Origin of the sequence: Pseudomonas sp. CCC4.1, assembly GCF_035019225.1 — a bacterium.
GTDB classification, from domain to species: Bacteria; Pseudomonadota; Gammaproteobacteria; order Pseudomonadales; family Pseudomonadaceae; genus Aquipseudomonas; species Aquipseudomonas bubulae.
Window position 1 is genome coordinate 21020 of the sequence record NZ_JASJWL010000010.1, and the last position, 23563, is coordinate 44582.

At 58.9% G+C, this 23563-nt stretch carries 21 protein-coding genes; 11 read left to right on the plus strand and 10 right to left on the minus strand.

Features of this window, described 5'->3' with window-relative positions; genetic code table 11:
• Window positions 1–7: 7 nt before the first annotated feature.
• The 3 genes from ubiB to ubiE are packed head-to-tail and all read right to left on the minus strand — an operon-like array spanning window position 8 to window position 3002.
• Window positions 8–1612: a ubiquinone biosynthesis regulatory protein kinase UbiB gene (gene ubiB / locus QN377_RS06465; RefSeq protein ID WP_095000834.1), complete on the minus strand. Its 1605-nt coding sequence runs from the start codon at window positions 1610–1612 to the stop codon at window positions 8–10.
• The gene (locus tag QN377_RS06470; protein WP_095017732.1) at window positions 1609–2232 is read right to left on the minus strand and encodes a ubiquinone biosynthesis accessory factor UbiJ; all 624 of its coding nucleotides are present in this window, start codon (window positions 2230–2232) and stop codon (window positions 1609–1611) included. Before QN377_RS06470 ends, ubiB begins: the two co-directional genes overlap by 4 nt.
• A complete protein-coding gene (gene ubiE, locus QN377_RS06475; RefSeq protein WP_095000836.1) occupies window positions 2232–3002 on the minus strand; it encodes a bifunctional demethylmenaquinone methyltransferase/2-methoxy-6-polyprenyl-1,4-benzoquinol methylase UbiE in 771 nt (256 codons plus the stop codon). Before ubiE ends, QN377_RS06470 begins: the two co-directional genes overlap by 1 nt.
• Window positions 3003–3108: 106 nt before the next feature.
• On the opposite strand from ubiE, the gene QN377_RS06480 reads away from it, so the two are divergent.
• Both QN377_RS06480 and QN377_RS06485 read left to right on the plus strand, forming a co-directional pair.
• Window positions 3109–3384: a polyhydroxyalkanoic acid system family protein gene (locus QN377_RS06480; protein ID WP_095000837.1), complete on the plus strand. Its 276-nt coding sequence runs from the start codon at window positions 3109–3111 to the stop codon at window positions 3382–3384.
• 144 nt (window positions 3385–3528) lie between these two features.
• Window positions 3529–4185 carry a phasin family protein gene (locus tag QN377_RS06485; RefSeq protein WP_095017731.1) on the plus strand — a complete coding sequence of 219 codons (657 nt, stop codon included), beginning with the start codon at window positions 3529–3531 and terminating at the stop codon, window positions 4183–4185.
• A 163-nt stretch (window positions 4186–4348) separates the two neighbouring features.
• On the opposite strand, the gene QN377_RS06490 is transcribed toward QN377_RS06485, so the two are convergent.
• From QN377_RS06490 to QN377_RS06515, 6 genes are all read right to left on the minus strand, one after another.
• On the minus strand, window positions 4349–4720 hold the full coding sequence (locus QN377_RS06490) for a gamma-butyrobetaine hydroxylase-like domain-containing protein (protein ID WP_169916155.1): 372 nt from the start codon (window positions 4718–4720) through the stop codon (window positions 4349–4351).
• Window positions 4721–4785: 65 nt separating this feature from the next.
• Window positions 4786–6120, minus strand: coding sequence for an ATP-dependent protease ATPase subunit HslU (gene hslU / locus QN377_RS06495; RefSeq protein ID WP_083369675.1), 1335 nt, complete (start codon window positions 6118–6120; stop codon window positions 4786–4788).
• Window positions 6121–6188: 68 nt separating this feature from the next.
• Window positions 6189–6719 (minus strand): ATP-dependent protease subunit HslV, encoded by a 531-nt coding sequence (gene hslV / locus QN377_RS06500; RefSeq protein ID WP_016783176.1) that lies wholly within the window; start codon window positions 6717–6719, stop codon window positions 6189–6191.
• A 243-nt stretch (window positions 6720–6962) separates the two neighbouring features.
• Window positions 6963–7655: an SPOR domain-containing protein gene (locus QN377_RS06505; protein WP_095000840.1), complete on the minus strand. Its 693-nt coding sequence runs from the start codon at window positions 7653–7655 to the stop codon at window positions 6963–6965.
• A gap of 1 nt (window position 7656) precedes the next feature.
• On the minus strand, window positions 7657–9393 hold the full coding sequence (gene argS, locus QN377_RS06510) for an arginine--tRNA ligase (protein WP_095017730.1): 1737 nt from the start codon (window positions 9391–9393) through the stop codon (window positions 7657–7659).
• A 242-nt stretch (window positions 9394–9635) separates the two neighbouring features.
• On the minus strand, window positions 9636–11855 hold the full coding sequence (locus QN377_RS06515; RefSeq protein WP_095000843.1) for a primosomal protein N': 2220 nt from the start codon (window positions 11853–11855) through the stop codon (window positions 9636–9638).
• A 214-nt stretch (window positions 11856–12069) separates the two neighbouring features.
• Here QN377_RS06515 and rpmE point away from each other — a divergent pair, with 214 nt between their 5' ends.
• The 4 genes from rpmE to QN377_RS06535 all read left to right on the plus strand — a co-directional run bounded on the left by rpmE (window position 12070) and on the right by QN377_RS06535 (window position 16858).
• A complete protein-coding gene (gene rpmE, locus QN377_RS06520) occupies window positions 12070–12297 on the plus strand; it encodes a 50S ribosomal protein L31 (protein ID WP_016783180.1) in 228 nt (75 codons plus the stop codon).
• Window positions 12298–12302: 5 nt separating this feature from the next.
• Window positions 12303–13130: a thermonuclease family protein gene (locus QN377_RS06525; protein WP_095020158.1), complete on the plus strand. Its 828-nt coding sequence runs from the start codon at window positions 12303–12305 to the stop codon at window positions 13128–13130.
• A gap of 182 nt (window positions 13131–13312) precedes the next feature.
• The gene (locus QN377_RS06530; protein ID WP_095000845.1) at window positions 13313–14581 is read left to right on the plus strand and encodes a malic enzyme-like NAD(P)-binding protein; all 1269 of its coding nucleotides are present in this window, start codon (window positions 13313–13315) and stop codon (window positions 14579–14581) included.
• 246 nt (window positions 14582–14827) lie between these two features.
• Complete coding sequence (locus QN377_RS06535; protein WP_322213988.1) at window positions 14828–16858, plus strand: lipase family protein; 2031 nt, start codon at window positions 14828–14830, stop codon at window positions 16856–16858.
• Window positions 16859–16916: 58 nt separating this feature from the next.
• Here QN377_RS06535 and QN377_RS06540 read toward each other — a convergent pair whose 3' ends face one another.
• Window positions 16917–19340: a penicillin-binding protein 1A gene (locus tag QN377_RS06540; protein ID WP_370688614.1), complete on the minus strand. Its 2424-nt coding sequence runs from the start codon at window positions 19338–19340 to the stop codon at window positions 16917–16919.
• Window positions 19341–19545: 205 nt separating this feature from the next.
• On the opposite strand from QN377_RS06540, the gene pilM reads away from it, so the two are divergent.
• From pilM to QN377_RS06565, 5 genes are read left to right on the plus strand one after another with little or no spacing between them, the layout of a single operon-like run.
• Window positions 19546–20508, plus strand: a complete 963-nt coding sequence (pilM, locus tag QN377_RS06545; RefSeq protein WP_095026343.1) for a type IV pilus biogenesis protein PilM — start codon at window positions 19546–19548, stop codon at window positions 20506–20508.
• Complete coding sequence (locus QN377_RS06550; protein ID WP_095000848.1) at window positions 20508–21074, plus strand: PilN domain-containing protein; 567 nt, start codon at window positions 20508–20510, stop codon at window positions 21072–21074. The genes pilM and QN377_RS06550 overlap by 1 nt, the downstream gene beginning before the upstream one ends.
• Window positions 21071–21685, plus strand: coding sequence for a type 4a pilus biogenesis protein PilO (locus QN377_RS06555; RefSeq protein ID WP_322213991.1), 615 nt, complete (start codon window positions 21071–21073; stop codon window positions 21683–21685). The genes QN377_RS06550 and QN377_RS06555 overlap by 4 nt, the downstream gene beginning before the upstream one ends.
• A gap of 37 nt (window positions 21686–21722) precedes the next feature.
• Entirely contained in the window at window positions 21723–22217 is a 495-nt protein-coding gene (locus QN377_RS06560) for a pilus assembly protein PilP (RefSeq protein ID WP_232527659.1), read from the plus strand.
• A gap of 12 nt (window positions 22218–22229) precedes the next feature.
• On the plus strand, window positions 22230–23561 hold the full coding sequence (locus QN377_RS06565) for a type IV pilus secretin PilQ family protein (RefSeq protein WP_323567614.1): 1332 nt from the start codon (window positions 22230–22232) through the stop codon (window positions 23559–23561).
• The last annotated feature ends 2 nt before the right edge of the window (window positions 23562–23563 follow it).

Genomic DNA, 23563 nt, shown 5'->3' on the forward strand with positions numbered 1-23563 from the left:
GGGCTGGCTATCGGCGCACGATCAGATACAAGCCCACGGCCAGCATTATGCCGGCAGGCCAATAGCCTGCAGTGTGTAGCGGGCCAATACTGGCCAGTAATGCGCCAGCGGCCAGATGCCCGGCACCGATCAGGCGCAGGAACCAGCTGTCACGGGGTTCGCGCACGACCAATTGTTTGTTATGGGCATGGGGCTGCGACATGCGTTCGAGCAAGTCGCGGGTCATGCCGGCCAGATGCGGGATCTGCTCGACCTGGCTGTGCAGGTTGCGCAGCAGGGTCTTGGGGCTGACGCGCTCACGCATCCAGCGCTCAAGGAACGGCTGGGCGGTACTCCACAAATCCAGGTCGGGGTACAGCTGGCGGCCCAGGCCTTCGATATTGAGCAGGGTTTTTTGCAGCAGCACCAACTGTGGCTGAACTTCCATATTGAAGCGTCGCGCAGTTTGGAACAGGCGCATAAGCACCTGGCCAAAGGAAATCTCCTTCAGCGGCTTTTCGAAGATCGGCTCACAGACGGTGCGGATCGCCGCTTCAAACTCGTTGAGCTTGGTGTGCGCCGGTACCCAGCCTGAATCGATGTGCAACTGCGCCACGCGCCGGTAATCGCGCTTGAAAAAGGCGAACAGGTTGCGCGCCAGATAGTCCTGGTCCTCGGGGGTCAGGCTGCCGACAATGCCGCAGTCGATGGCGATGTATTGCGGGGCCCACGGGTTCACGGTGCTGACAAAAATGTTGCCGGGGTGCATGTCGGCATGAAAGAAGCTGTCGCGGAACACCTGGGTGAAGAAAATCTCCACGCCACGTTCGGCCAGCATTTTCATGTCGGTGCGCTGATCGGCCAGGGCCGCAAGGTCGGTGACCTGGATCCCGTAGATGCGCTCCATCACCAACACTTTCGGGCGGCACCAGTCCCAGTAGACTTGCGGCACATACATCAGCGGCGAGCCTTCGAAGTTGCGCTTGAGCTGGCTGGCATTGGCCGCTTCACGCAACAGATCGAGTTCGTCGTAAATGGTTTTTTCGTAGTCACTGACCACATCCACCGGATGCAGCAGGCGGGCGTCTGCGCTCAAACGCTCGGCAGTGCGGGCGAGGATAAACAGCCAGGCCAGGTCGGAGCCGATGATCGGCTTGAGGCCCGGGCGTACAACCTTGACCACCACTTCTTCGCCGGTCTTGAGTTTGGCCGAGTGAACCTGGGCCACCGAGGCCGAGGCCAGTGGTTCGATATCAAAACGGCTGAACACTTCACTGATCCGGGCGCCGAGCTGTTCTTCGATCAGCTTGACTGCCAACTGCGGGTCAAACGGCGGTACGCGGTCTTGCAGCAGCATCAGCTCATCGGCGATATCGGCGGGCAGCAGGTCGCGGCGGGTCGAAAGGATCTGGCCGAACTTGATGAAAATCGGCCCCAGATCCTGCAACGCCAGGCGCAGGGCGGCACCGCGGCTCAGCTCCAGTTTTTTGCGCGGGAACCAGCGCCACGGCAGTGCATAGCGCAGGGACAACATCCACCACGGCAAGGGCAGGGCGAACAGCAGGTCATCGAGCCGGTAGCGAATGACGACGCGCTGGATGCGGAACAAACGGCGTATGGCAAGCAGCTTCATGCGTTATCGCTGGAATTGAGGGATCGGCAAAGGCGCTCAAAGCGCGCTTCAAGGCGATCCAGGTCGAGTTTGAGTTGGTCCAGCTCGTCAAAGCGCGCTTGCGCCTCACGTTCTCCGACCAAAGTGCGGGCTTCTTCGCTCAGGTATTCGGCCAGGTTCTGGTTGATGCTGGCGAAACCTTGTTGATACCAGTTGGCGCGGCTGCGTACATGGCCACCGATCAATGCCGTTGCCACAGGCCCGATCCAGTTCGAAAGTTCATACTCCCAATCCAGTTCCAGGTCTTGCAGCACCGCCGCCAATTCCATCAACACAGCGCTGTCGCCTTCGAGTTCGACTTCAGGGCTGTGCAGGATGGCGCTCTTGTCCTTGCTCAGAGCAAGGCGCAACAGGCTGGAGGCAGGCGCGCGCAGGGTGCAGTCAGGCTCGGCTGCCCATTGGCTCGCCAGCATCAGGCCTTCTTCGCTGGGCAGAATAAACAGGTGCAGCGCAGGGCTGGCGCAATCGACGGCAATCAACTTGCCGGTCAAGGGGCGCAAACGCGCCAGGGCCGTGCTGTCCAGCCGCAATACGCGGTTGACGCCGTGTTCGACGCTGGCGAGAAGGCCGCGCAGCAACATCAGGGCTTGATGCCGCGATGCAGGGCGACGATACCTGAGGTCATGTTGTGATAGGTCACGCGGTCAAAACCGGCCTCGACCATCATCGACTTCAGGGTTTCCTGGTCCGGGTGCATGCGGATCGATTCTGCCAGGTAGCGATAGCTTTCCGGGTCGTTGAGGATCAGCTTGCCCACCATCGGCATGAAAGCGAACGAGTAGGTGTCGTAGACCTTGGACATCAGCGCGTTGGTCGGCTTGGAGAACTCCAGTACCAACAGGCGGCCGCCCGGCTTCAGCACGCGCAGCATGGAGCGCAGGGCGTCTTCCTTGTGGGTCACGTTGCGCAGGCCGAAAGCGATGGTCACGCAATCGAAATAGTTGTCCGGGAACGGCAGCTTTTCAGCGTCGGCCTGAACGAACTCGATATTGCCGGCTACGCCCTTGTCCAGCAGGCGGTCACGGCCGACTTTAAGCATGGACGCGTTGATATCAGCCAGCACGACCTGGCCGGTAGGGCCAACCAGATGGGAAAACTTGCGGGCCAGATCGCCGGTACCGCCAGCGATGTCCAGCACCTTGTTGCCCGGGCGTACACCGGACAGCTCGATGGTAAAACGCTTCCACAGACGGTGCATGCCGCCTGACAGAACGTCGTTCATCAGGTCATATTTGCCGGCTACAGAGTGGAAAACCTCGGCGACTTTCTCGGCCTTCTGGCTTTCCGGTACGTTTTTGAAGCCGAAGTGAGTGGTGGGTTCGGCATCGCTGCCTTTGCGCTGATCAGTCATATCGCTGTCACCAAAAGAGAATGCTGGCCATTCTAATCCCGGTGGCCGGCTTTGTCTTGGCGAGGGTGAATGTATAGTGGCGGCTTTATTTATCAGGAGCCACGCCATGGCGCGTATCAGCGTTGAACGTACCCACAGTCTGGGCCTTGAGGCCGCACGTGAGAAAGCCCGGCCTTTGGTCGAGAAACTGGCCAGCCAGTATGGCCTGACCCCTACCTGGGCGGGCGACACGGTAAAACTGAAGCGCTCGGGAGTGAATGGCACCCTGCTAATCAGCGACAACAACGTCAAGGTCGATGTGGAACTGGGCCTGTTGATGTCGGCGATGAGCGGCATGATCCAGTCGGAAATCGAACGCTCGCTGGATAAGGCGCTGGCGTAGTCGTGTTGCCGGTCTAATAGCGGCCGCGCCCTTGATACAAGGCGGTTTAACGTCTAAACCTGATGCAGGTGAGCACCTTTGTTCATCTTGATGATTCGACGATCCTGCTCACCGGCGTCGCGACATGACATTGAGGGGAACACGATGGCTGCGAAAAAACCGACTGCTAAAGACAGCAACACCTGGGTAGGCAAGGTGGAAGAGTACTCACGAAAAATCTGGCTGGCTGGTTTGGGTGTGTACTCGAAAATTGATACCGATGGCAGCAAGCTCTTCGACACCCTGGTCAAGGATGGCGAAAAGGCCGAAAAACTGGCCAAGGATGCCGGGCACAAAGTGGCCGAGGGCGTTAAATCGTCGACATCGTCTGCGCGTTCCAGGGTTGAAGATGTCAAGGATCTGGCCCTGGAAAAGTGGGGCGAGTTCGAAGAAGCTTTCGACAAGCGCCTTAATAGCGCCATTACCCGCTTGGGTGTCCCCAGCCGTGATGAGGTCAAGGCGCTGCATGCCAAGGTCGAGACCCTGACCAAGCATATCGAGAAGCTGACTGCGGCGGCTGCCAAAGTTGCGGCCAGCAAGGCGCCGGTTGCGAGCAAGGCGGCACCGGCCAAGGCTGCGGCAAAACCTGCGGTTGCCAAAGCGGCTGCCAAGCCTGCGGCCAAGCCCGCTGCTGTTAAAGCTCCTGCGGCCGCGAGCAAGCCAGCAGCCGCCAAACCGGCCGCCAAAAAACCTGCGGCCAAGAAACCAGTAGCGCCTAAAGCGCCAGCGGTTGATGCCAAGGGAACGACTTCCACTTTGTAGCCGCTGACGAGCCGCGCGAGGCTGCGCCCGGCGGCGAAGCCGTCGTAAATCCGGTAAACGCAGTGCATCTGAATAACCGGAGTGGATGGTTCTACGACGGCTTCGCCGCCGGGCGCAGCCTCGCTGCGCGCGCCTCAGCGGCTACAAAAAAGCTGCAGCCGGCTCAGAGCATCAATTTGACCACCGACACCGACGGGTCGCGGGACTTGCCGGCTTTTTTCAGTTCCTGCAAGTAATCCGCCCACAGCTCTTGCTGGCGCACGCCAAGCTGGTAGAGGTAGTCCCAGGTAAACAGCCCGCTGTCGTGACCGTCATCGAAGGTCAGTTTCAACGCGTACTGGCCTGCGGGTTCGATCTTGCTCAAGCCGACATTGATCTTGCCAAATTGCAGAATCGGATTGCCATGGCCCTGGACCTCGGCAGACGGCGAGTGCACGCGCAGAAACTCGGCCGGCAGGTGGTGCTCTTCGCCGGACGGGTATTTGAGGGTGAGGGTCTTAGAAGCTTTGTGCAGGTTGATGGCACTGGGGATCATGGTCATAACCTTAGGTCATTGCACAAGCGCTGTAGCCGCTGAGAGCGGCTACAGGTGCAAAGGGCTTACAAGATGTAGCGCGAGAGGTCTTCGTTCTCGGCCAGTTCGCCCAGGTGGCTGTTGACGTATTCGGCGTCGATGCGGATAGGCTCCTCATTCTGCGCACTGGCGATATCACCGGCGCTGAAGGACACCTCTTCGAGCAAACGTTCAAGCAGCGTGTGCAGGCGGCGGGCACCGATATTCTCGGTTTTCTCGTTCACCTGCCAGGCAATTTCGGCCAGGCGCTTGATCCCTTCAGGCATGAACTCGATGTTCAGGCCTTCGGTTTTCAGCAGCTCGCGGTATTGCTCGGTCAACGAAGCGTGCGGCTCGCTGAGGATGCGTTCGAAATCCTGTGGCGACAGCGCCTTGAGTTCAACGCGGATCGGCAGACGGCCTTGCAGCTCGGGCACCAGGTCGCTTGGCTTGCTCAGGTGGAACGCACCGGAAGCGATAAACAGGATGTGGTCGGTCTTGACCATGCCCAGTTTGGTATTGACGGTGCAACCTTCGATCAGCGGCAGCAGGTCGCGCTGCACACCTTCGCGGGACACATCGGCGCCACCGACATTACCGCGCTTGGCCACTTTGTCGATTTCATCGATAAACACGATACCGTGCTGTTCGACCGCTTCCAGGGCCTTGGCCTTGAGTTCTTCGTCATTAACCAGGCGACCGGCTTCTTCGTCACGCACCATTTTCAGGGCTTCTTTGACTTTCAGCTTGCGGCTCTTGCGCTTGCCTTTGCCCATGTTGGCAAACAGGCTTTGCAACTGGTTGGTCATTTCTTCCATGCCAGGCGGCGCGGAGATGTCCACACCAACAGCATCGGCGACTTCGATTTCGATTTCCTTGTCGTCCAGCTGGCCTTCACGCAGACGCTTGCGGAACAGCTGGCGAGTGTTGGAATCCTGCGGTACGGCGGCTTCTTCGCCGAATGTGCGGGCAGGAGGCAGCAGAGCGTCGAGGATGCGCTCTTCGGCGGCGTCTTCGGCACGGTGGCGAACCTTTACGATTTCCTGTTCGCGCAGCAGCTTGATTGCAGCATCAGCCAGATCACGGATGATCGACTCGACGTCGCGGCCTACATAGCCAACTTCGGTGAACTTGGTCGCTTCAACCTTGATGAACGGTGCGTTGGCCAATTTGGCCAGACGACGGGCGATCTCGGTTTTACCGACGCCGGTAGGGCCGATCATCAAGATGTTTTTTGGTGTGACTTCAACGCGCAGTTCTTCCGGCAGTTGCATCCGGCGCCAGCGGTTACGCAGCGCGATGGCAACGGCGCGCTTGGCATCGTCCTGGCCGATGATGTGGCGATTGAGTTCGTGGACAATTTCGCGGGGAGTCATGGACATAATAATTGGCGTTCCTCTAGCAGAATCAAGGTTCACAAACGGGCCGTTGAAGCGGCCCGGCAGGTGACTTATTCAGCGAGGTCCTGCTCCTCAATAGTGATGTTGTGGTTGGTGAATACGCAGATATCGCCAGCAATACCGAGTGCTGTTTCAGCGATTTCGCGGGCCGACAGTTCGGTCTTCATCAGCAGGGCACGGGCCGCTGCCTGGGCGAATGCACCGCCCGAACCCATTGCGATCAAGCCGTCTTCAGGCTCAACCACGTCACCGTTACCGGTGATGATCAAGGATGCGTCCTTGTTGGCTACGGCCAGCATGGCTTCCAGGCGGCTCAGCGAGCGGTCGGTACGCCATTCTTTGGCCAACTCGACAGCGGCGCGAACCAGATGGCCCTGGTGCTTTTCAAGCTGGCCTTCAAAGCGTTCGAACAGGGTGAATGCATCAGCGGTGGCACCGGCGAAACCGGCGATGACCTGGCCGTGATAGAGGCGACGGACTTTTTTCGCGTTGCCTTTCATCACGGTATTGCCAAGAGAAACCTGGCCGTCGCCAGCCATGACGACTTTGCCGTGGCGGCGTACTGAAACGATGGTGGTCAAGGGAGAGTCTCCACGCAGCGGGGCGAAAATGCCTGATGGAAATACATATGGGGGTTGTCGCGGATTTTTCAACAGCGGGGAGGGAATGGGGATGAACGGGGAGGCAGGATTTGGCGAAGATGTTGTGGGAGCGGGCTTGCTCGAAATGCAGACGACCCGAAGTGTCAGGCTGATCGCGGTGATGCCATCGCGAGCAAGCCCGCTCCCACAGGGTGTAGCGTAATCCCGTGGGAGCGGCTGCTGTCAGCGGCGCTGTTGCAACAACAGGTTGTTGAAACCGCCGCCCGCCAATTGCTTTTGGGCCACCGTCAACTGGTCGCGATTGCTGAACGGGCCAACCAGCACCCGGTACCAGGTTTCGTCTTTCACCGTGCCGGCTTCAACCGTAGCGGTCTGGCCCAGCAGGATGATTTGCGCGCGTACTTTTTCGGCATCGGCCTGTTTGCGGAACGAGCCCGCTTGCAGGAAGAACTTGGTAACCGGTGCCGCCTTGACGACAGGTGGCGCTGGAGGCGGAGTGATTCCGCTCAAGGCTGCCTGGGCGCGGGCGGTGTCGATTTTGGCTGCTTCAGCCGGTGTTACCGGTGCCAGCGGCGCGGTTTGTGGTGTAGGCAGGGTCTTCTCGGGCACGGCTTCTGGCGGCACGAGCACTTCAGACTCGGGCAGCAAGGTATAGAAGTCGTACTTGGGCTTGGCCGGCTGAGTCGGGCTCGGCGCGGTCTTGTTGGCTTCGGCCACTTTCGTGGCTTTCTGCTGCTCCTGCTTGACCCGTTTGACGTCATCACCCTGGCCGGGTTCGAGCTTCATCAGAAACACGATAAAGGCGCCCACGGTCAGGCCGATGGCCATCCATAGCCAGCCCGGGATCGGCTTTTTGGCGGGCGCCTGATACCGGCTGGCACCACGCTTGGGTACTGGTTTCTTCTTGGCGGCCAACTTACATGCGCTCCAGGGTTTCCAGACCCAGCAGTTCCAGGCCTTGCTTGAGGGTACGGCCTGCCAGTGCCGCCAGGCGCAAGCGGCTCTGTTTCTGTGCTTCGTCTTCGGCGCTCAGGATCGGGCAGTTCTCGTAAAAGCTGGAGAACAGGCCGGCCACTTCGTACAGGTAAGTACAGAGGGTATGAGGCGTGCCTTTTTCGGCCACGTTGTTCAGCACCTCGCCGAACTGCGCCAGCTTGGCAGCCAGTTCCTGTTCTTGCGGGGCTTCAAGCACGATCTGGCCCTGCACTTCTTCAAAGCCCTTGCCCAGTTTGCGGAACACGCCCGCAACGCGGGTGTAGGCGTACAGCAGGTAAGGTGCGGTATTGCCTTCAAAGTTCAGCATCAAGTCGAAGTTGAAGCTGTAGTCGCTGGTGCGGTGCTTGGACAGGTCGGCGTATTTCACCGCGCCAATGCCGACAACTTTGGCGATGGCACGCAGTTCGTCTTCAGGCAACTCCGGGTTTTTCTCTTTAACCAACGTGTAGGCACGTTCTTTGGCTTCGTTGAGCAGGTCAATGAGTTTAACCGTACCGCCATCACGGGTCTTGAATGGACGGCCATCGGCGCCGTTCATGGTGCCGAAGCCCATGTGTTCCATTTCCATCGGATGGGTGATGAAACCGGCCTTGCGCGCAACCGCAAACACCTGCTGGAAGTGCAGGGCCTGGCGCTGATCGACGAAGTACAGGGCGCGATCGGCTTTCAATACGCCGCTGCGATAGCGGATGGCTGCCAAGTCAGTGGTGGCGTATAGATAGCCGCCGTCAGCTTTGACGATGATGACGGGCAGCGGTTCGCCTTCGGCATTCTTGAATTCATCGAGGAACACGCACTGGGCGCCGTTGCTCTCGACCAGCATGCCCTTGGCCTTGAGGTCGTTGACCACGTTGATCAGGTCGTCGTTGTAGGCGCTTTCGCCCATTACGTCAGCCATGGTCAGTTTAACGTTCAACTGCTCGTAGATTTTCTGGCAGTGCGACAGTGAGATGTCTTTGAACTTGGTCCACAGCGCCAGGCAGTCCGGGTCACCGGCTTGCAGCTTGACCACCAGGCTACGGGCACGGTCGGCGAACTCCGGGGACTCGTCAAAGCGTTTTTTCGCGGCGCGGTAGAAGTTTTCCAGATCGGACAGCTCGTCGCTGGTGATCGGGTTTTCTTCCAGATAGGCCATCAGCATGCCGAACTGGGTGCCCCAGTCGCCTACGTGGTTTTGGCGAATCACCTCGTCGCCGAGGAATTCCAGTACACGGGCCACGCCATCGCCAATGATGGTGGAGCGCAAGTGGCCCACATGCATCTCTTTGGCCAGGTTGGGCGCGGACATGTCGATCACGGTACGCATGGCCGGGGTGGCCTTGCGTACACCGATTTTCTCGTCAGCCAGGGCCGCGTCGAGGCGCGAAGCCAGGGCCTGGGTGTTCTGGAAGAAATTCAGGAAGCCAGGGCCGGCGATTTCGGTTTTGCTGATCTGCTCATCGGCGGGCAGTGCCGCGATGATTTTTTCAGCCAGATCACGGGGTTTCATACCCGCAGGCTTGGCCAGCATCATGGCGATGTTGCTGGCGAAGTCGCCGTGGGTTTTGTCACGGGCGTTTTCCACCTGAATCGCTGGCGTCAGGCCTTCAGGCAACACACCTTCTGTGACGAGTTGAGCTAGGGCTTGTTGAATAAGCTGGCGAATGGTGTCTTTCATGGTCTTCTCTTTCGACCGCAAGCGCGGTAGCGCTTCAGTGCGCAGGTGGAAAAACTGGGTATTATCCGTTGCAAGGTCGGCCTTGCCAACCTTAGCAGGCGGGTTATGGATCTGCGGTGTTCGGTTATTACTTCAAAACGGTGGGCGCGAGCTTGCTCGCGATGGCATCGCTGCGGTTTTCAAGTTGTACCGCGTCGTCTGCATCGCGAGCAAGCCCGCTCCCACGGGGGGCATGAGGTGACTCAATAAAGGTCTACCGGGTCCACGTCCAGCGACCAGCGCACCTGACGACCGCTGGGCATTTGCTCAAGGACCAGCAGCCATTGGCTCAGTAAACGATGCAGCGGTGCACGGGCATTGGCTTGTAATAGTAGTTGAGCACGGTAGCGTCCGGCCCTGCGCTCCATTGGCGCAGGCACGGGGCCGAGCAACTCGATACCCCCCAGGTTCAGCTCACCCAGCAGGCGCTCAGCCTCGCTGCAGGCTTCATCCAGAAAACCTTCGGCTTGTCCCGGTTTGTGGGCTTCTGCGCGCAGCAGCGCCAGATGGGCGAAAGGCGGCAGCCCTGCCGCCCGGCGTTCGCTCAGGGCCTGTTCGGCGAAGGCGAAGTAACCCTGCTCGGTCAGTTGGATCAGCAGCGGGTGGTCGGCCAGATGGGTCTGGATAATCACCTTGCCCGGCTCTTCAGCCCGGCCGGCCCGGCCCGCGACCTGAACGATCAGCTGGGCCATGCGCTCGCTGGCGCGGAAGTCGCCGGAGAACAGGCCGCCATCGGCATCCAGGATCGATACCAGCGTCACCCGGGGGAAGTGATGGCCTTTGGCGAGCATTTGTGTGCCGATCAGTATGCACGGCTGGCCCTTCTGGATCGTGGCAAACAGTTGGTTCATCGCGTCCTTGCGCGAGGTACTGTCTCGATCTACCCGCAGTACCGGGTAGTCGGGGAACAAAATCCCCAGCCGCTCTTCGGCGCGCTCAGTCCCGGCACCTACTGGCCGCAGGTCGACTTTGCCGCATTGCGGGCAGTTGCGCGGAACGCGCTCGACGTAGCCGCAGTGATGGCAGCGTAGCTCGCCAGAGCGCTGATGAACGGTCATGCGCGCATCGCAGCGCTGGCATTCAGACATCCAGCCACAGTCATGGCACAGCAATGTCGGCGCGAAGCCTCGACGGTTCAAAAACACCAGTACTTGCTGGCCTGCAGCGAGGGTCTGGCCGATGGCCTGTTGCATCGGCCCGGAAATGCCGCTGTCCAGGGGACGGCTTTTCACATCCAGGCGCAGAAAACGAGGCTGTTTGGCCCCGCCAGCACGTTCGTTCAGGCGCAGCAAGCCGTAACGGCCGGTGTAGGCGTTGTGCAGGCTTTCCAGTGATGGCGTTGCGGAGCCGAGTACGATGGGGATGTTTTCCTGCCGGGCACGCACCAGTGCCAGGTCGCGGGCGTGGTAGCGCAAACCTTCCTGCTGTTTATAAGAGCCGTCGTGCTCTTCGTCGATAATGATCAGCCCCGGGTTTTTCATCGGGGTGAACAGCGCTGAACGCGTGCCAATAATAATGTCGGCTTCGCCATCACGGGCTGCCAGCCAGCTTTCCAGGCGCTCGCGGTCATTGACCGCAGAATGCACCAGCGCAATACGGGCATTGAAGCGTTGTTCGAAGCGGGCCAGGGTTTGCGGACCCAGGTTGATTTCCGGGATCAGCACCAGCGCCTGCTTGCCGGCCTGGAGGGTTTCACGGATCAATTGCAAATACACTTCGGTCTTGCCGCTGCCAGTGACCCCGGCCAGCAGGAAGGCATGGAAGTGGTCGAAACCTGCGCGAATCGCTTCGTAGGCAGCGCGTTGCTCGTCGTTGAGCGGCAACTCGGGCTGAGCCAGCCAATGTTCATGGCGCTCACTGGGTGCATGGCGGCGGATTTCGACAGTGACCAGCTCCTTGGCCAGCAGCAGGTCGAGGCTGTCCTTGCTCAGCATCAACTTGCTTAACAGTTGATGCGCCACGCCGTGGGGGTGCTGGGCGAGGGTGGCCAGTGCTTCACGCTGGCGTGGAGCGCGGGCAACACGGGGGTCGTCAAGCCGGGCGCCCGGGGCAATCTGCCAGAATCGTTCCTGGCGCGTTTCGGCCAGCTCACCCTGGCGCAGCAATACTGGCAACGCCCAGCTCAGGGTGTCGCCCAGGCTGTGCTGGTAGTACTGCGACGTCCACAGGCACAGCTTGAATAAAGAGGCGGGCAGCGGCGGCGTGGCGTCGAGCAGGGCGATGGCGGGCTTGAGCTTTTCGGCTGGTACTTCGCTGTGGTCGACCACCTCGACCAGTATGCCAATCATCTCCCGTCGTCCGAACGGTACCCGCAGGCGCATGCCGGGCTGTAATTGACTGCGCAGCACGCCAGCAGGCGCCCGGTAATCAAACAGGCGGCGCAAGGGGGAAGGCAGGGCAAGGCGCAAAATGGCGTCGGGCACGCGGGGCTCTCAAGTGATGAACGGCAAAGATGGCCCGGAGCCTAGCAGACAACGCCGCGCGGGACTAAAAGGCAGGTCAATGAACTGTGAAACTTGCAGGCGGATCATGCTTTGCCGCTTGCGTCAATGTAAAGGTCTGGTATTATCGGCGCCCTAATTTTACGTGCGGTATTCAACAATGGTGTTGAGTGGCGGCACGCTAGAGGAATACCCCATGAAAGCCGATATCCATCCAGCGTACGAAACAATCCTGGTAACTTGCAGCTGCGGCAACAAGTTCGAAACTCGTTCGAACCTGTGCAAGCCACTGGGCACCGACGTATGCAACGAGTGCCACCCGTTCTACACCGGTAAGCAGAAAACTCTGGACGTTGGCGGTCGTGTTGATCGCTTCAAAACTCGTTTCGGTGCTTTCGGCGCTACGAAAAAAGCCGCCGAGTAAGGCGCATGACCATGGGCAGGCTTTTGGGTCTGGCCAGGTTATTGAAAAAGGCGTCCCTTGCGGGCGCCTTTTTTGTGCCTGCGATTTGGCTGGCCAGTGTTTCGGCCGCGCCGCTGTGTCCGGCGCCAGGGGCTGTGGCCTACGCCACGGTGGAGCGGGTGACCGATGGCGACACCCTGCGTCTCAAGGATGGCCGCAGCGTGCGCATGATCGGCCTCAATGCCCCGGAGACGGGCAAAAAAGGCCGGCCCGCCGAGCCCTTTGCCGAGGCGGCGCGCAAGCGCCTGCAAACGCTGGTGGCGCAGAGCGATGGCCGTGTCGGGTTGCTGCCAGGTAAACAGGCCCGGGATCGTTATGGTCGCACCCTGGCCCATGTATTTGGTGCCGATGGCAGCAACCTTGAAGCCCGATTGCTGGCTGACGGCCTGGGATTTCAGGTGGCTATCGCGCCGAATGTAGCGCTGCTTGACTGTCAGCAAGCCGCCGAGCGCAGTGCGCGCAAGGCTCGTCTGGGCCTTTGGCGGCAGTCGCCGGTGCTGGCGCCGCAACAAATCCGTCGCTCGGGTTTCGCCCTGGTGAGTGGCACGGTCAGTCAGGTCCGGCGCAATCAGGGCGGGCTCTGGATCGACCTGCAAGGCGGCCTGGTGTTGAACATTGCGCTCAGGCAATTGCCCACTTTCGATCAAAAGCAACTGGCCAGGTTGCAAGGTGCGCAAGTCGAGGCCAGAGGTTGGGTTCTGGATCGTTCGCAGCGTGCAGGCGTGAAGGCCGGGCAGGCACGCTGGATGTTGCCTTTAACTCATCCGGGAATGCTTAAAGTCATTGCCCGCTAAAAATTGTAGACAATTTTAAATAAAGATTGTGGACACTCCAGCCCTTATGGGGCGCGGCTCTTGGGCCAAAGTCGTAAGGTAAAGGCCTTGACACTGCTGACTGGTCAGTCTTGTCGGGACTTTGCGACACGCGTATGCTCGGCGATTCGTCTGTCCAACAGCAAAAAAAGCGGAATGCCCACATGTCTGATTTGAAAACTGCCGCTCTCGAATACCATGCCCAGCCACGTCCAGGCAAACTGAGTGTCGAGCTTACCAAACCTACCGCTACTGCCCGCGATCTAGCGCTGGCATACAGCCCGGGTGTAGCCGAACCAGTGCGCGAAATCGCCCGCGACCCTGAACTGGCCTACAAGTACACCGGCAAGGGCAACCTGGTAGCCGTGATCTCTGATGGCACCGCTATCCTGGGCCTGGGTAATCTCGGCCCATTGGCCTCCAAACCTGTTATGGAAGGCAAAGGCGTGTTGTTCAAGCGCTTTGCCGGTATCGATGTTTTCGACATCGAAGTTGATTCCGAGAGCCCACAGGCTTTCATCGACACCGTAAAACGCATCTCCATCACCTTCGGCGGCATCAACCTCGAAGACATCAAGGCACCTGAGTGCTTTGAGATCGAACGTGCTCTGATCGAGCAGTGCGATATCCCTGTATTCCATGATGACCAGCACGGCACCGCTATCGTGACCGCGGCCGGCATGATCAACGCCCTGGAAATCGCTGGCAAAACCCTGGCGCAAGCCAAGATCGTTTGCCTGGGCGCCGGTGCTGCTGCCATCTCCTGCATGAAATTGCTGGTGAGCATGGGCGCAACCATCGAAAACATCTACATGATCGACCGTACCGGTGTGATCCACTCCGGCCGTGACGACCTGAACCAGTACAAGTCGGCATTCGCCCATGCTACCGAGAAGCGCACCCTGGCTGATGCCATGGACGGCGCAGACGTGTTCGTTGGCCTGTCGGGTCCGAACCTGCTGAGCGCTGAAGACTTGCTGCGCATGGCGCCTAACCCGATCGTGTTCGCGTGCTCGAACCCGGATCCGGAAATCTCCCCGGAGCTGGCTCACGCCACCCGTAACGACGTGATCATGGCCACTGGCCGTTCGGACTACCCGAACCAGGTCAACAACGTGCTGGGCTTCCCTTTCATCTTCCGTGGTGCCCTGGACGTTCGCGCCAAGCGCATCAACGAAGAAATGAAAATCGCTGCAGCCAACGCATTGCGTGAACTGGCCAAACTGCCAGTGCCACAAGAAGTGTGTGACGCTTACGGCGGTATCAAGCTGGAATTCGGGCGTGAATACATCATCCCGAAACCAATGGATGCACGCCTGATCACTCTGATCTCCGATGCAGTGGCCAAGGCTGCCATCGAGACCGGTGTTGCAACCCTGCCATACCCGAAAAACTACCCGCTCAAAAGCGTGGATGACGTCTTCAACGGCTAAGGCTGTGTAGCGTCATAAAAAAGCCCCGGCGCTGTAAAGCGTCGGGGCTTTTTTGTTTTTTGCGAAACGGGCACGAAAGGATCTACAAAATAAGCCTAACCCTTCTGCAAAATAGGAATTGTCTTACATTAATTTTTTCGAGCCTCCGTTAATTTCATTCCTTTGTTCCGAGGGGAGCCTGTTCTGAATTCTAAAGAATTCTGAAGTGTGCCCTCTGTTTTATAGGACGTTTTATAGGAATCACGGATGTTCACTCGCCTTCGTCAAAGCCGTTACAGTCAGACCCGCTTTCAACTGATTGACGACCAGGGGGTGAGTACCGCCTATGCAGGGCTGGCCTTTGAGCTGGTTGATCAGCGGGGTAGACGGCATGGCGGTCGTCTGGATGCCTCGGGGGTTGGCAGGGTGCGCAAGGGCGTTGAAGGGCCATTTGCGCTTATGTTCAGGCAGTTGCATGACGCCAGCAATGGCCTGTATTCGCGGTTGATGGGTCGAACGCATTACCCTCTCAAGATCACCGAGCTTCAGGTCAGGGCGGAGCGCACCCGCTTCCTCGACAGGAGCGGTGCGCGCCCGCAGAGCAAGCCGCCATGCATTGATCCCGACAGTGACTATTACCAGATTGAAGTGCGGCATCTGGTCGAGCATGTGTCTCATTTGCCGCCTGAGGCCGGGAGCCTGTTCCCGGTCGAGCGTGGCCCGCTCGGTGTGCATATTGCAGAGGGGCGTCATACGGTGCTGCAGGTGCGTCCCTTGCGGGCCTTGTGCCCGCTGCTGTCCACGGACCCGCAGTTTTGTGCGCTCAATCTCTATCAATTGGCGTTGATGGCCACCCTGGGCAACTGCTCATTTGCTGGGCCGGCCCGCATGTCGCGTGTGCAAGATCCCTTTGGGGAGGCAAGCATGATGGGCTGGCGGGCCAGCCCGGAACAGGCAAAGTCCTATTACCCTTTATATGAAGATGTGCCGTATTCGGCGCGTTTGGAAATTGTGCCTTTCGACCCCGTGCTGTACCCGGCCAATGGCCCGCTTTGCGGAATGGCTCAGGAAACTCCGTCTTCAGTGCATTATCGCGGAGATATCCGTTTTGGGGCTCAAGGCGCAGGTGCACAAGTTTTTGTGAGCCATAACGATAAAGTTGTCTTGGTTGCCGTTCGTAGCACCTGTACCTGGTCTGATTTGTCACAGGATGCAGAGGCCCCTCAAGTACCCTTTGAAGAGGGTGAGGGCCAGGTACATGGCGGTTTTTACGACGCCGCCAGGCAGGCTTACGAGCTTGTCGACAGGTACATGGACAAGTTCCACTGGGGGCAAGCCGTACTGATTTGCGGACACAGCCAGGGTGGGGCCATCGGTTTGATCCTTGCCCAAATGTTGATCCAGCTGAGGGCCTGTGAGGTGCAGCTCTACACGTACGGAGCCCCTCGCGCAGCGGACGCAACCTTTGTTCGTGCGGCACAGGGGCTGGTGCATCAGCGCATGGTTAACCATAACGATCCTGTACCCGGGGTGCCCGGCAGCTGGATGAACCGTCCATTGTCGGCCTGTTGTGCAGGCACGGTACTCAGTTTCGTGAATGTACCCGCAGGTTTTGGCGTGTTTGTGGCGGGCCTGAGCCGTTTGCTCGCAGAGCCTTATCAGCATCACGGAACCTTGCGCCACTTTATGCCGCTGGAGTTTGCTCCGGAGATGAGGTCGCATGTCCTGTGGGATCCGCTTAGCAAGACGATCACCCAGCATGCCGTCAGCCATGCGGTACTTGAGCAAAACAGTGCAGCACCCGAATCAGAGGGGGGGCTCAAGCCACGGGTCGATGCAGGCCAGCCGTTTATGATCGACAGTTATATTCCCAGTTGCTGGGCGGTTTTGCGCCGCAGCCAGCAAGCGCTGCAGGCCCGGTGTTCACTGGTGACCGAGCGTGAGGTGTTGTTCGTGGATCAGGCGCTTGAACACGTCGCGCAGCAACTGCGGGTTAAGTACCGTGAGGTAATGACCTGTGCGGGCGGTACGTTTGAAGAGCAGGTAGAAGCCATGAACCTGCTCATGCGCGAAATGAGCAATGTCCATAAAACCCGCAAGCGCTTGTACCTGCTGAGGTTTCGGGTGCCGACCCGGGCAGATGTGTATGGGCAGTATGCGCAACAGCCCGGTGTGCTGGCTGAAAGTCTGGAGCGCTGGGAGTCTCACAGCGAGAGCACACGTATCGATCAACTGGCGATGGCGCCGATCGATGAGCTGTTTGCAGGGGGTGTGCCTGTGGATCACCTGCTTGCTTGAGCCTGCCAGGCTGCACGTTGCAAGCGCTCGGGCGCTCTGCAACGTGCAGCCCTGTTGATCAGAACAGGTCTATTGGGGCGCCGTCATCTGCCGGCAGCGGGCTTCCCGGTGCTACGTTGTTGCCCAGTTCGCTGTTGGTGGGCGGTGTGTCTTCGCTCTTGAACAGTTCAAAGTAGGCGCCAGGCGTGCCTGGAGACGCGATACGGCCGCTGGACGGATCAATCCGCAAGCTGAGGATGCCTTCGGGTTCTGGCTGCGTATGCGCAGGCTTGTCTTTGAGCGCGCCCCCCATGTACGTCATCCAGATCGGCAGCGCGACGGTGCCGCCGTATTCGCGACGGCCCAGGCTTTCGGGCTGGTCGAAACCGGTCCAAACAGTGGTCACATAGTCGGCGTTGTATCCTGAGAACCACGCATCCTTGGATTCGTTGGTCGTACCGGTTTTACCTGCCAGATCGGTGCGGCCCAGCGCCAGGGCGCGGCGGCCGGTGCCGAGCTTGATCACGTCCTGCAGCATGCTGGTGAGGATGTATGTGGTGCGCCCGTCGACAATCCGCTCGGCTACTGCTTGCGTCTCGACAGTGGGCAGGCCCGGTGCGGCATTGATGGTGTCAACGGTCAGCGCTGCGGCTTCAGGCGGCACATCCTTGCTGTCGGCTTTAGGCACGCTTGGCGGGTTGGCCACGAACAGGGTTTCGCCATTGCGGCTTTCGATTTTGTCGATCAGATACGGCGTGATCTTGTAGCCGCCGTTGGCGAATGTACTCCAGCCGGTGGCAATCTCCATTGGCGTCAGGGTGGCAGTACCCAGGGCCAGCGACAGGTTGCGCGGCAAGTCCTGTTTGTTGAAACCGAACTTGCTGATGTAGTCGACGGTGCGGTCGACACCCAGGCTTTGCAGCAAGCGGATGGAGACCAGGTTGCGCGACTTGTACAGTGCTTCACGCACGCGGATCGGGCCGAGGAAGGTGTTGGTGTCGTTCTTCGGGCGCCAGACCTTGTCCAGATACTCATCGACAAACACGATGGGTGCGTCGTTGACCAGGGTGGCGGCGGTGTAGCCATTATCCAGTGCGGCGCTGTAGATGAACGGTTTGAAACTGGAGCCCGGTTGGCGCTTGGCCTGCATCGCCCGGTTGTAGTTGCTTTGCTCAAAGGCGAAACCGCCCACCAGCGCCCGAATGGCGCCGTTGTCCGGATCCAGGGATACCAGTGCGCCTTGCACGGTGGGCACCTGGCTGAATTTGTAGCTGCCGTCGGTCTGCGGTTGTACGCGAATCAGATCACCGACCTGGGCGACATCCGAAGGCTGTTTGGGCATCGGCCCCATGCTGTTGGTGTTGAGGAACTTGCGTGCCCATTTCATGGTGTTCCAGGCGACGTGCGCCTCACCGGTGCGAGTCAGTACTTGAATGCCATCCTTGTCGACCTGGGTCACGATGGCCGGTTCAAGACCGCTGATCGGGCGCTGCTTGGCCAGTTCCTGAGTCCATACGGCCAGGGTCTTGCCCGGCAGGCGTGACTCGGGGCCACGGTAGCCGTGACGCTGGTCGTAGGCAATCAGGCCTTCATGAACGGCGGTGTTGGCCAGTTCCTGAAGGTCACTCGGCACCGTGGTAGTCACACGGAAGCCTTCGGTGTACGCCTCGCTGCCATAACGGCCGACCATTTCGGCACGGGCCATTTCGGCGATGTAGGGGGCGCTCACTTCCGGCGTTGGCACGTGATAGCTGGCGTTGACCGGCTCGGCGATCGCCGCTTGATAGCTGGCCTGATCGATTTTACCCAGCTTGTACATACGCCCCAGGATCCAGTCGCGGCGCTCTTTGCTGCGCACCGGGTTGGCCAGCGGGTTAAACCGTGAAGGGGCTTTGGGCAGGCCGGCGATCATCGCCATCTGCGCCAGGCTCAGGTCGCGGATCGATTTGCCGTAGTAAACCTGGGCTGCGGATTCGATACCGTAAGCGCGGTTGCCCAGGTAAATCTTGTTCACGTACAACTCAAGGATCTCGTCCTTGGTCAGCTCGCGTTCAATTTCGAGAGCCAGCAGGATTTCGTTGGTCTTGCGCGAAAAGCTTCGCTCGCTGGAGAGGAAATAGTTCTTCGCCACCTGCATGGTGATGGTGCTGCCACCTGATTGTATGTGTCCGCTTTTTACCAACTGGGTAGCGGCACGCATCAGGCTGCTGGGGTCGACCCCGTAATGATTGGCGAAATTGTCATCTTCTGCAGAAAGCAGGGCATTGATGAAATTGGGCGGAATGTCGGCGAACTTGATCGGTGAGCGGCGCATTTCGCCAAACTCTGCGATCAACTTTCCGTCGCTGGTGTAGACCCGCAAAGGAATCTGCAACTGGATGCTTCTCAACGACTCTACAGACGGCAAGCCAGGACTAAGATAGAGAAACGCGCCGCTCAACACGAGCAACAGCCCGCAGAACACGGCAACGAAAGACCACCCGAAAAACTTCAGCAGACGAATCAAGGCTTTTGGATTTCCAGATCAAGAAATGGGTTTGCACGTCAGGGTAGTGCGCAGTTGCGCCGGGTCGACGATACGGAAAAAACGCCCGGCATTATAAGCATTTTTCGCTCATGAACGTCATGAGCCGCATGTCAGAACAGGTTTTGAACGGATCTCATTTTTTACCCTCCGTAAGTTACGGATTGCATTAGGGAAAACAAAGGTGCCCGGATTATTTCCTCAAACACGTCAGCGCTGTGTCGGCGTACAAATCGGCCAGCAGTCGATCAAGCTCGTCGAGCTGAGCCGTTCACAGGGCCGGTTCAAGCTACAGTCCTATGCCATGGAACCCCTGCCAGCCGGGCTTGTGAATGATCAGACCGGCGCAGAGGCCAAAAGTGTCGTCCCAGTGCTTCTCAGGGCGCTGGAAAAGGCCCAGGTAATCGCCAGGGACGCCATTATCGCGATGCCCGATGGTCAGGTGATCTGCAAAAGCCTGGAGGTGGAGGCAGGCTTGAGCGAAGTAGAGCTTGAGCTTCATGTGCGGTTTGAGGCTGAGCAGTACATACCTTATGCACTGGATGACATGGCACTGGATTTTGAGCTCCAGGATCACCCGTCGAACCATACCGGGCCGGCCCGCGTGCTGATGGTGGCGTGCCGCCAGGAAGCACTGGAGTGGCATTGTTCGGTCTTGACCGGTGCGGGATTGGTCCCGCGGGTGGTTGCCGTGCAGGCTCATGCCCTGGTGCGGGGCGTTGAGGCAATGACTGCAGGCCAGGCACTGAACGGGGCCGTGGCCGTGGTCGATTTTGCACCCCATACAATCCTGCTGAGCATCGTGCAGCAGGGTCAGGTCATTTACGTCCGGGAGCTGCTTTGCGGGCAGGCCACTGCAGGGGCGCAAGCATTCGAAACCACGATTGTCGAAGAGCTGGAGCGAGAGCTTGGGCTGTTTGCCGACTCCGGAGTTGATGGGCGGATCGGCCTGATCGTATTGGCCGGTGAGGCTGCCATGGATCCGCTGCTGGCTCAGCGGGTTGAATCCCGTCTTGGCACGCCGACACGCATCGCCAACCCGTTTGCGCTGATGGACCTCGATCCCTCACTCACCCCTGAAGCCTTGCTTTGCGATGCCCCTGTGTTGTTGACTGCCTGCGGTCTGGCCTTGAGGGGGTTTGATTAATGGCGAGAATCAATTTGTTGCCCTGGCGCGCGTTGTTGCGTGAAAAGCGGCGCAAACGTTTTTTGATGGTGCTGGTGGCCCTGTCTTTGCTGGCGGTGGCCGGCCTGTTTGCTGCTGACCACTTTATCGACACCTTGGTAGAGGAGCAGATGGAGCGCAATGACCTGATCCGCAGTACCACGTTCCAGCTGGATGGGCGTGCGGAGCAGATCGACCAGTTGAAAGTGCGCCGGGAGCAATTGCTTGAACGCATGCAAACCATAGGCATGTTGCAGAGCAGCCGGTCGAGCAGCGGGATCATTTTGGAACAATTGGCGCGCAGCTTGCCGGAAGGTGTGCATTTCACCGACGTGAAAATGACCGAGGGCACCATTGTCATCACAGGGATTGCCCAGTCCAACAACCTTGTCGCCCAGCTGATGCGAAATCTCGATGCTTCGCACTGGCTGGATACGCCACAACTCAATGACGTCAAGGCAGACCCTGCCCAGGCAGGCGGGCAGGAGCGCCTGTTTCAGATGACGGTGCGTGAGGCCCGACATACCCCTTCCGGGGGGGCATTGTGATACCTGCGCACTGGCTCGTTAGCCTGCGCAATTTCGACCTGCGCGAACTGGCCCCGGGTAACATGGGCGCCTGGTCGCCAGCCCGCAAAACAACCGTGGCTCTGGTGTGGCTGGGCCTGGTGCTGGTGTCGGGTCATGCGCTGCTGCTTCAACTGCCTTCTTCCCGGCTGCAACAGTTGCACGAGACTCAAACCACGCTGAAGGCGGAGTTTGAATCCAGGGTCGCACAGGTTGCCAATATGGATGCTTATGTGATGCAAGTTCACAGGCTGGAAGCCGGGTTCAGTGCGTTGCTCAAACAACTCCCCGCTCAGGCACAAGTGCCCGAATTGCTGGATGAGATTTCGCGGTTGGGTCTGAGCAATGGTCTGCTGGTCGAGCACATTCAGTGGCTCCCTGAAGTCCTGCAAACGTTCTATGCCGAACTGCCACTGCAGATGACCCTCGTCGGGGGCTATCACGAACTTGGCCTCTTCGTCAGCGCCATGGCCAGCCTGCCGCGCATTGTCACCTTGCATGACCTCAGCCTTGCGCCGAGCAACGGTACCAGTGACGGTCAACTGCGCATGACGCTGCTGGCAAAGGCCTACCGAACCACGATCAAGGACTGATCCCATGGGTGTTTGTTTGCGAGTGTTTGGCGCCGGATTGCTGGCAAGCCTGGCAGGGTGTGACAGCCCGCAGACTACCGCAGACCTGCACAGTTATTTACAGGCTACGCAGGGGCATGCGAGCAACGCCATTGAGCCGCTTCCCGTGATCAGTGTCGGGCCTGTGTTTGCCTATGGATCGATGGGTTTGCGCAATCCTTTTCAGGCTATAGGGGGGGGAGGGGACGGCAGTTGGCAGGTCAGCCTTGCCGGCGATGAACTTGACGCGGACCGGCCCCGGCAGTTTCTGGAAGGCTTTGATCTGGAGCAGTTCGAGATGGTTGGCATGCTGTCCAGTGAATCGCAGGCAAATGCCTTGCTGCGGGCCAATGGTGTTATTCATCGCTTGAAAGTGGGGGATTACCTGGGGCGCAACAATGGCCAGATTGCTTCGATCCAGGCGCACCAGATTGAAGTATTTGAACTGATTTCCGATGGTCGGGGCGGTTGGTTGGAAAGGTCCCTGACGATTCCTTTAAATCAACAGTCTTAACGGATAAACACCATGAAAAGGATTTCACCGGTCTGCGTACTGGCGCTATGGAGTGCGCTGAATTCGCAGTCAATGCTGGCGGCTGGGCAGGCCGCGCCATCATCCGTCAAGCGCTCGCAGTATGTGGGCGAGCCCATGTCCCTGAGCGTGCAGAATCTTGATGTACGCACGGTACTGCAATCGCTGGCGGATTTTACCGGGTTCAACCTGATGGTCAGCGACACCGTAAAGGGCAGCATAACCCTCAGTTTGCAGGATGTGCCTTGGGATCAGGCGCTGGAGCTGGTGCTTGAGAGCAAGGGGTTGGGCAAGCGTCTTGAAGGTAATGTGTTGTTGATCGCGCCCCTGGAAGAGATCGCAGCCCGCGAGCGCCCTGAGCCTGCGCCTTTGCGTCGGGAGTTGGTGCAAGTCAATTACGCCAGGGCGGCAGATATCGTCATGCTGTTCCAGTCAGTGACCGGCGGGCAGCCCGGCATCGAGGGGCAGGGCACGATCACGGTGGATGAACGCACCAATACCATCATTGCTTATGAATCGAGTGAACGGCTGGATGAGCTGCGGCGCATCGTGGCTCAACTGGACGTGCCAGTGCGTCAGGTGATGATCGAAGCCTGGATTGTCGAGGCAGGCGTGGACTTCGAAAAAAGCCTGGGTGTGCGTTGGGGGGGAGCGCTAAACAATGGTGGCCTCTGGAAAGCCGGTGGTATTACCCAGCCTGCGGCGTCCGGGGCTGCCCCGGGCAACGTTAGTGCGCCCTTTGTTGATTTGGGTGTTTCGCGAAATACCTCGGGCTTGGGCATCGCCTTCATCACCAACAATGTGTTGCTGGACCTGGAACTGACGGCCATGGAAAAAACCGGTAATGGGGAAATTATCTCGCAACCCAAAGTGGTTACTGCGGATAAGGAAACCGCCAAAATTCTTAAAGGCACCCAAATTCCTTACCAGCAGGCCAGCAAAACCGGGGCTACATCGGTTTCGTTCAAGGAAGCCTCATTGTCACTGGAGGTGACGCCGCAAATCACTCCGGACAACAGCGTCATCATGGCCGTCGTAGTGACCAAGGATGAGCCCGATTACATGAGCAGGCTGCAGGATGTACCGCCCATCAAGAAGAACGAGGTCAGGGCCAAGGTGCTGGTCAAGGACGGTGAAACCATCGTGATTGGGGGAGTGTTCTCAAAAACTCAAAGCAAAGTGGTAGATAAAGTGCCATTTTTAGGCGATCTGCCGTATGTTGGCCGACTTTTCCGTAGAGACGTTGTCCTGGAAAAAAAATCCGAACTGCTGGTGTTCCTGACTCCGCGTATCATGAACAACCAGGCGATTGCTGTGAGTCATTGATT

Coding starts and splice junctions, on each gene's coding strand:
- QN377_RS06535 (WP_322213988.1), top strand. CDS start 14,828: ATGTTCACTCGCCTTCGTCAAAGCCGTTACAGTCAGACCCGCTTTCAA.
- hslU (WP_083369675.1), bottom strand. CDS start 6,120: ATGTCCATGACTCCCCGCGAAATTGTCCACGAACTCAATCGCCACATC.
- argS (WP_095017730.1), bottom strand. CDS start 9,393: ATGAAAGACACCATTCGCCAGCTTATTCAACAAGCCCTAGCTCAACTC.
- QN377_RS06550 (WP_095000848.1), top strand. CDS start 20,508: ATGGCGAGAATCAATTTGTTGCCCTGGCGCGCGTTGTTGCGTGAAAAG.
- QN377_RS06485 (WP_095017731.1), top strand. CDS start 3,529: ATGGCTGCGAAAAAACCGACTGCTAAAGACAGCAACACCTGGGTAGGC.
- QN377_RS06480 (WP_095000837.1), top strand. CDS start 3,109: ATGGCGCGTATCAGCGTTGAACGTACCCACAGTCTGGGCCTTGAGGCC.
- ubiB (WP_095000834.1), bottom strand. CDS start 1,612: ATGAAGCTGCTTGCCATACGCCGTTTGTTCCGCATCCAGCGCGTCGTC.
- QN377_RS06525 (WP_095020158.1), top strand. CDS start 12,303: ATGACCATGGGCAGGCTTTTGGGTCTGGCCAGGTTATTGAAAAAGGCG.
- rpmE (WP_016783180.1), top strand. CDS start 12,070: ATGAAAGCCGATATCCATCCAGCGTACGAAACAATCCTGGTAACTTGC.
- QN377_RS06470 (WP_095017732.1), bottom strand. CDS start 2,232: ATGTTGCTGCGCGGCCTTCTCGCCAGCGTCGAACACGGCGTCAACCGC.
- QN377_RS06530 (WP_095000845.1), top strand. CDS start 13,313: ATGTCTGATTTGAAAACTGCCGCTCTCGAATACCATGCCCAGCCACGT.
- QN377_RS06565 (WP_323567614.1), top strand. CDS start 22,230: ATGAAAAGGATTTCACCGGTCTGCGTACTGGCGCTATGGAGTGCGCTG.
- QN377_RS06490 (WP_169916155.1), bottom strand. CDS start 4,720: ATGATCCCCAGTGCCATCAACCTGCACAAAGCTTCTAAGACCCTCACC.
- ubiE (WP_095000836.1), bottom strand. CDS start 3,002: ATGACTGATCAGCGCAAAGGCAGCGATGCCGAACCCACCACTCACTTC.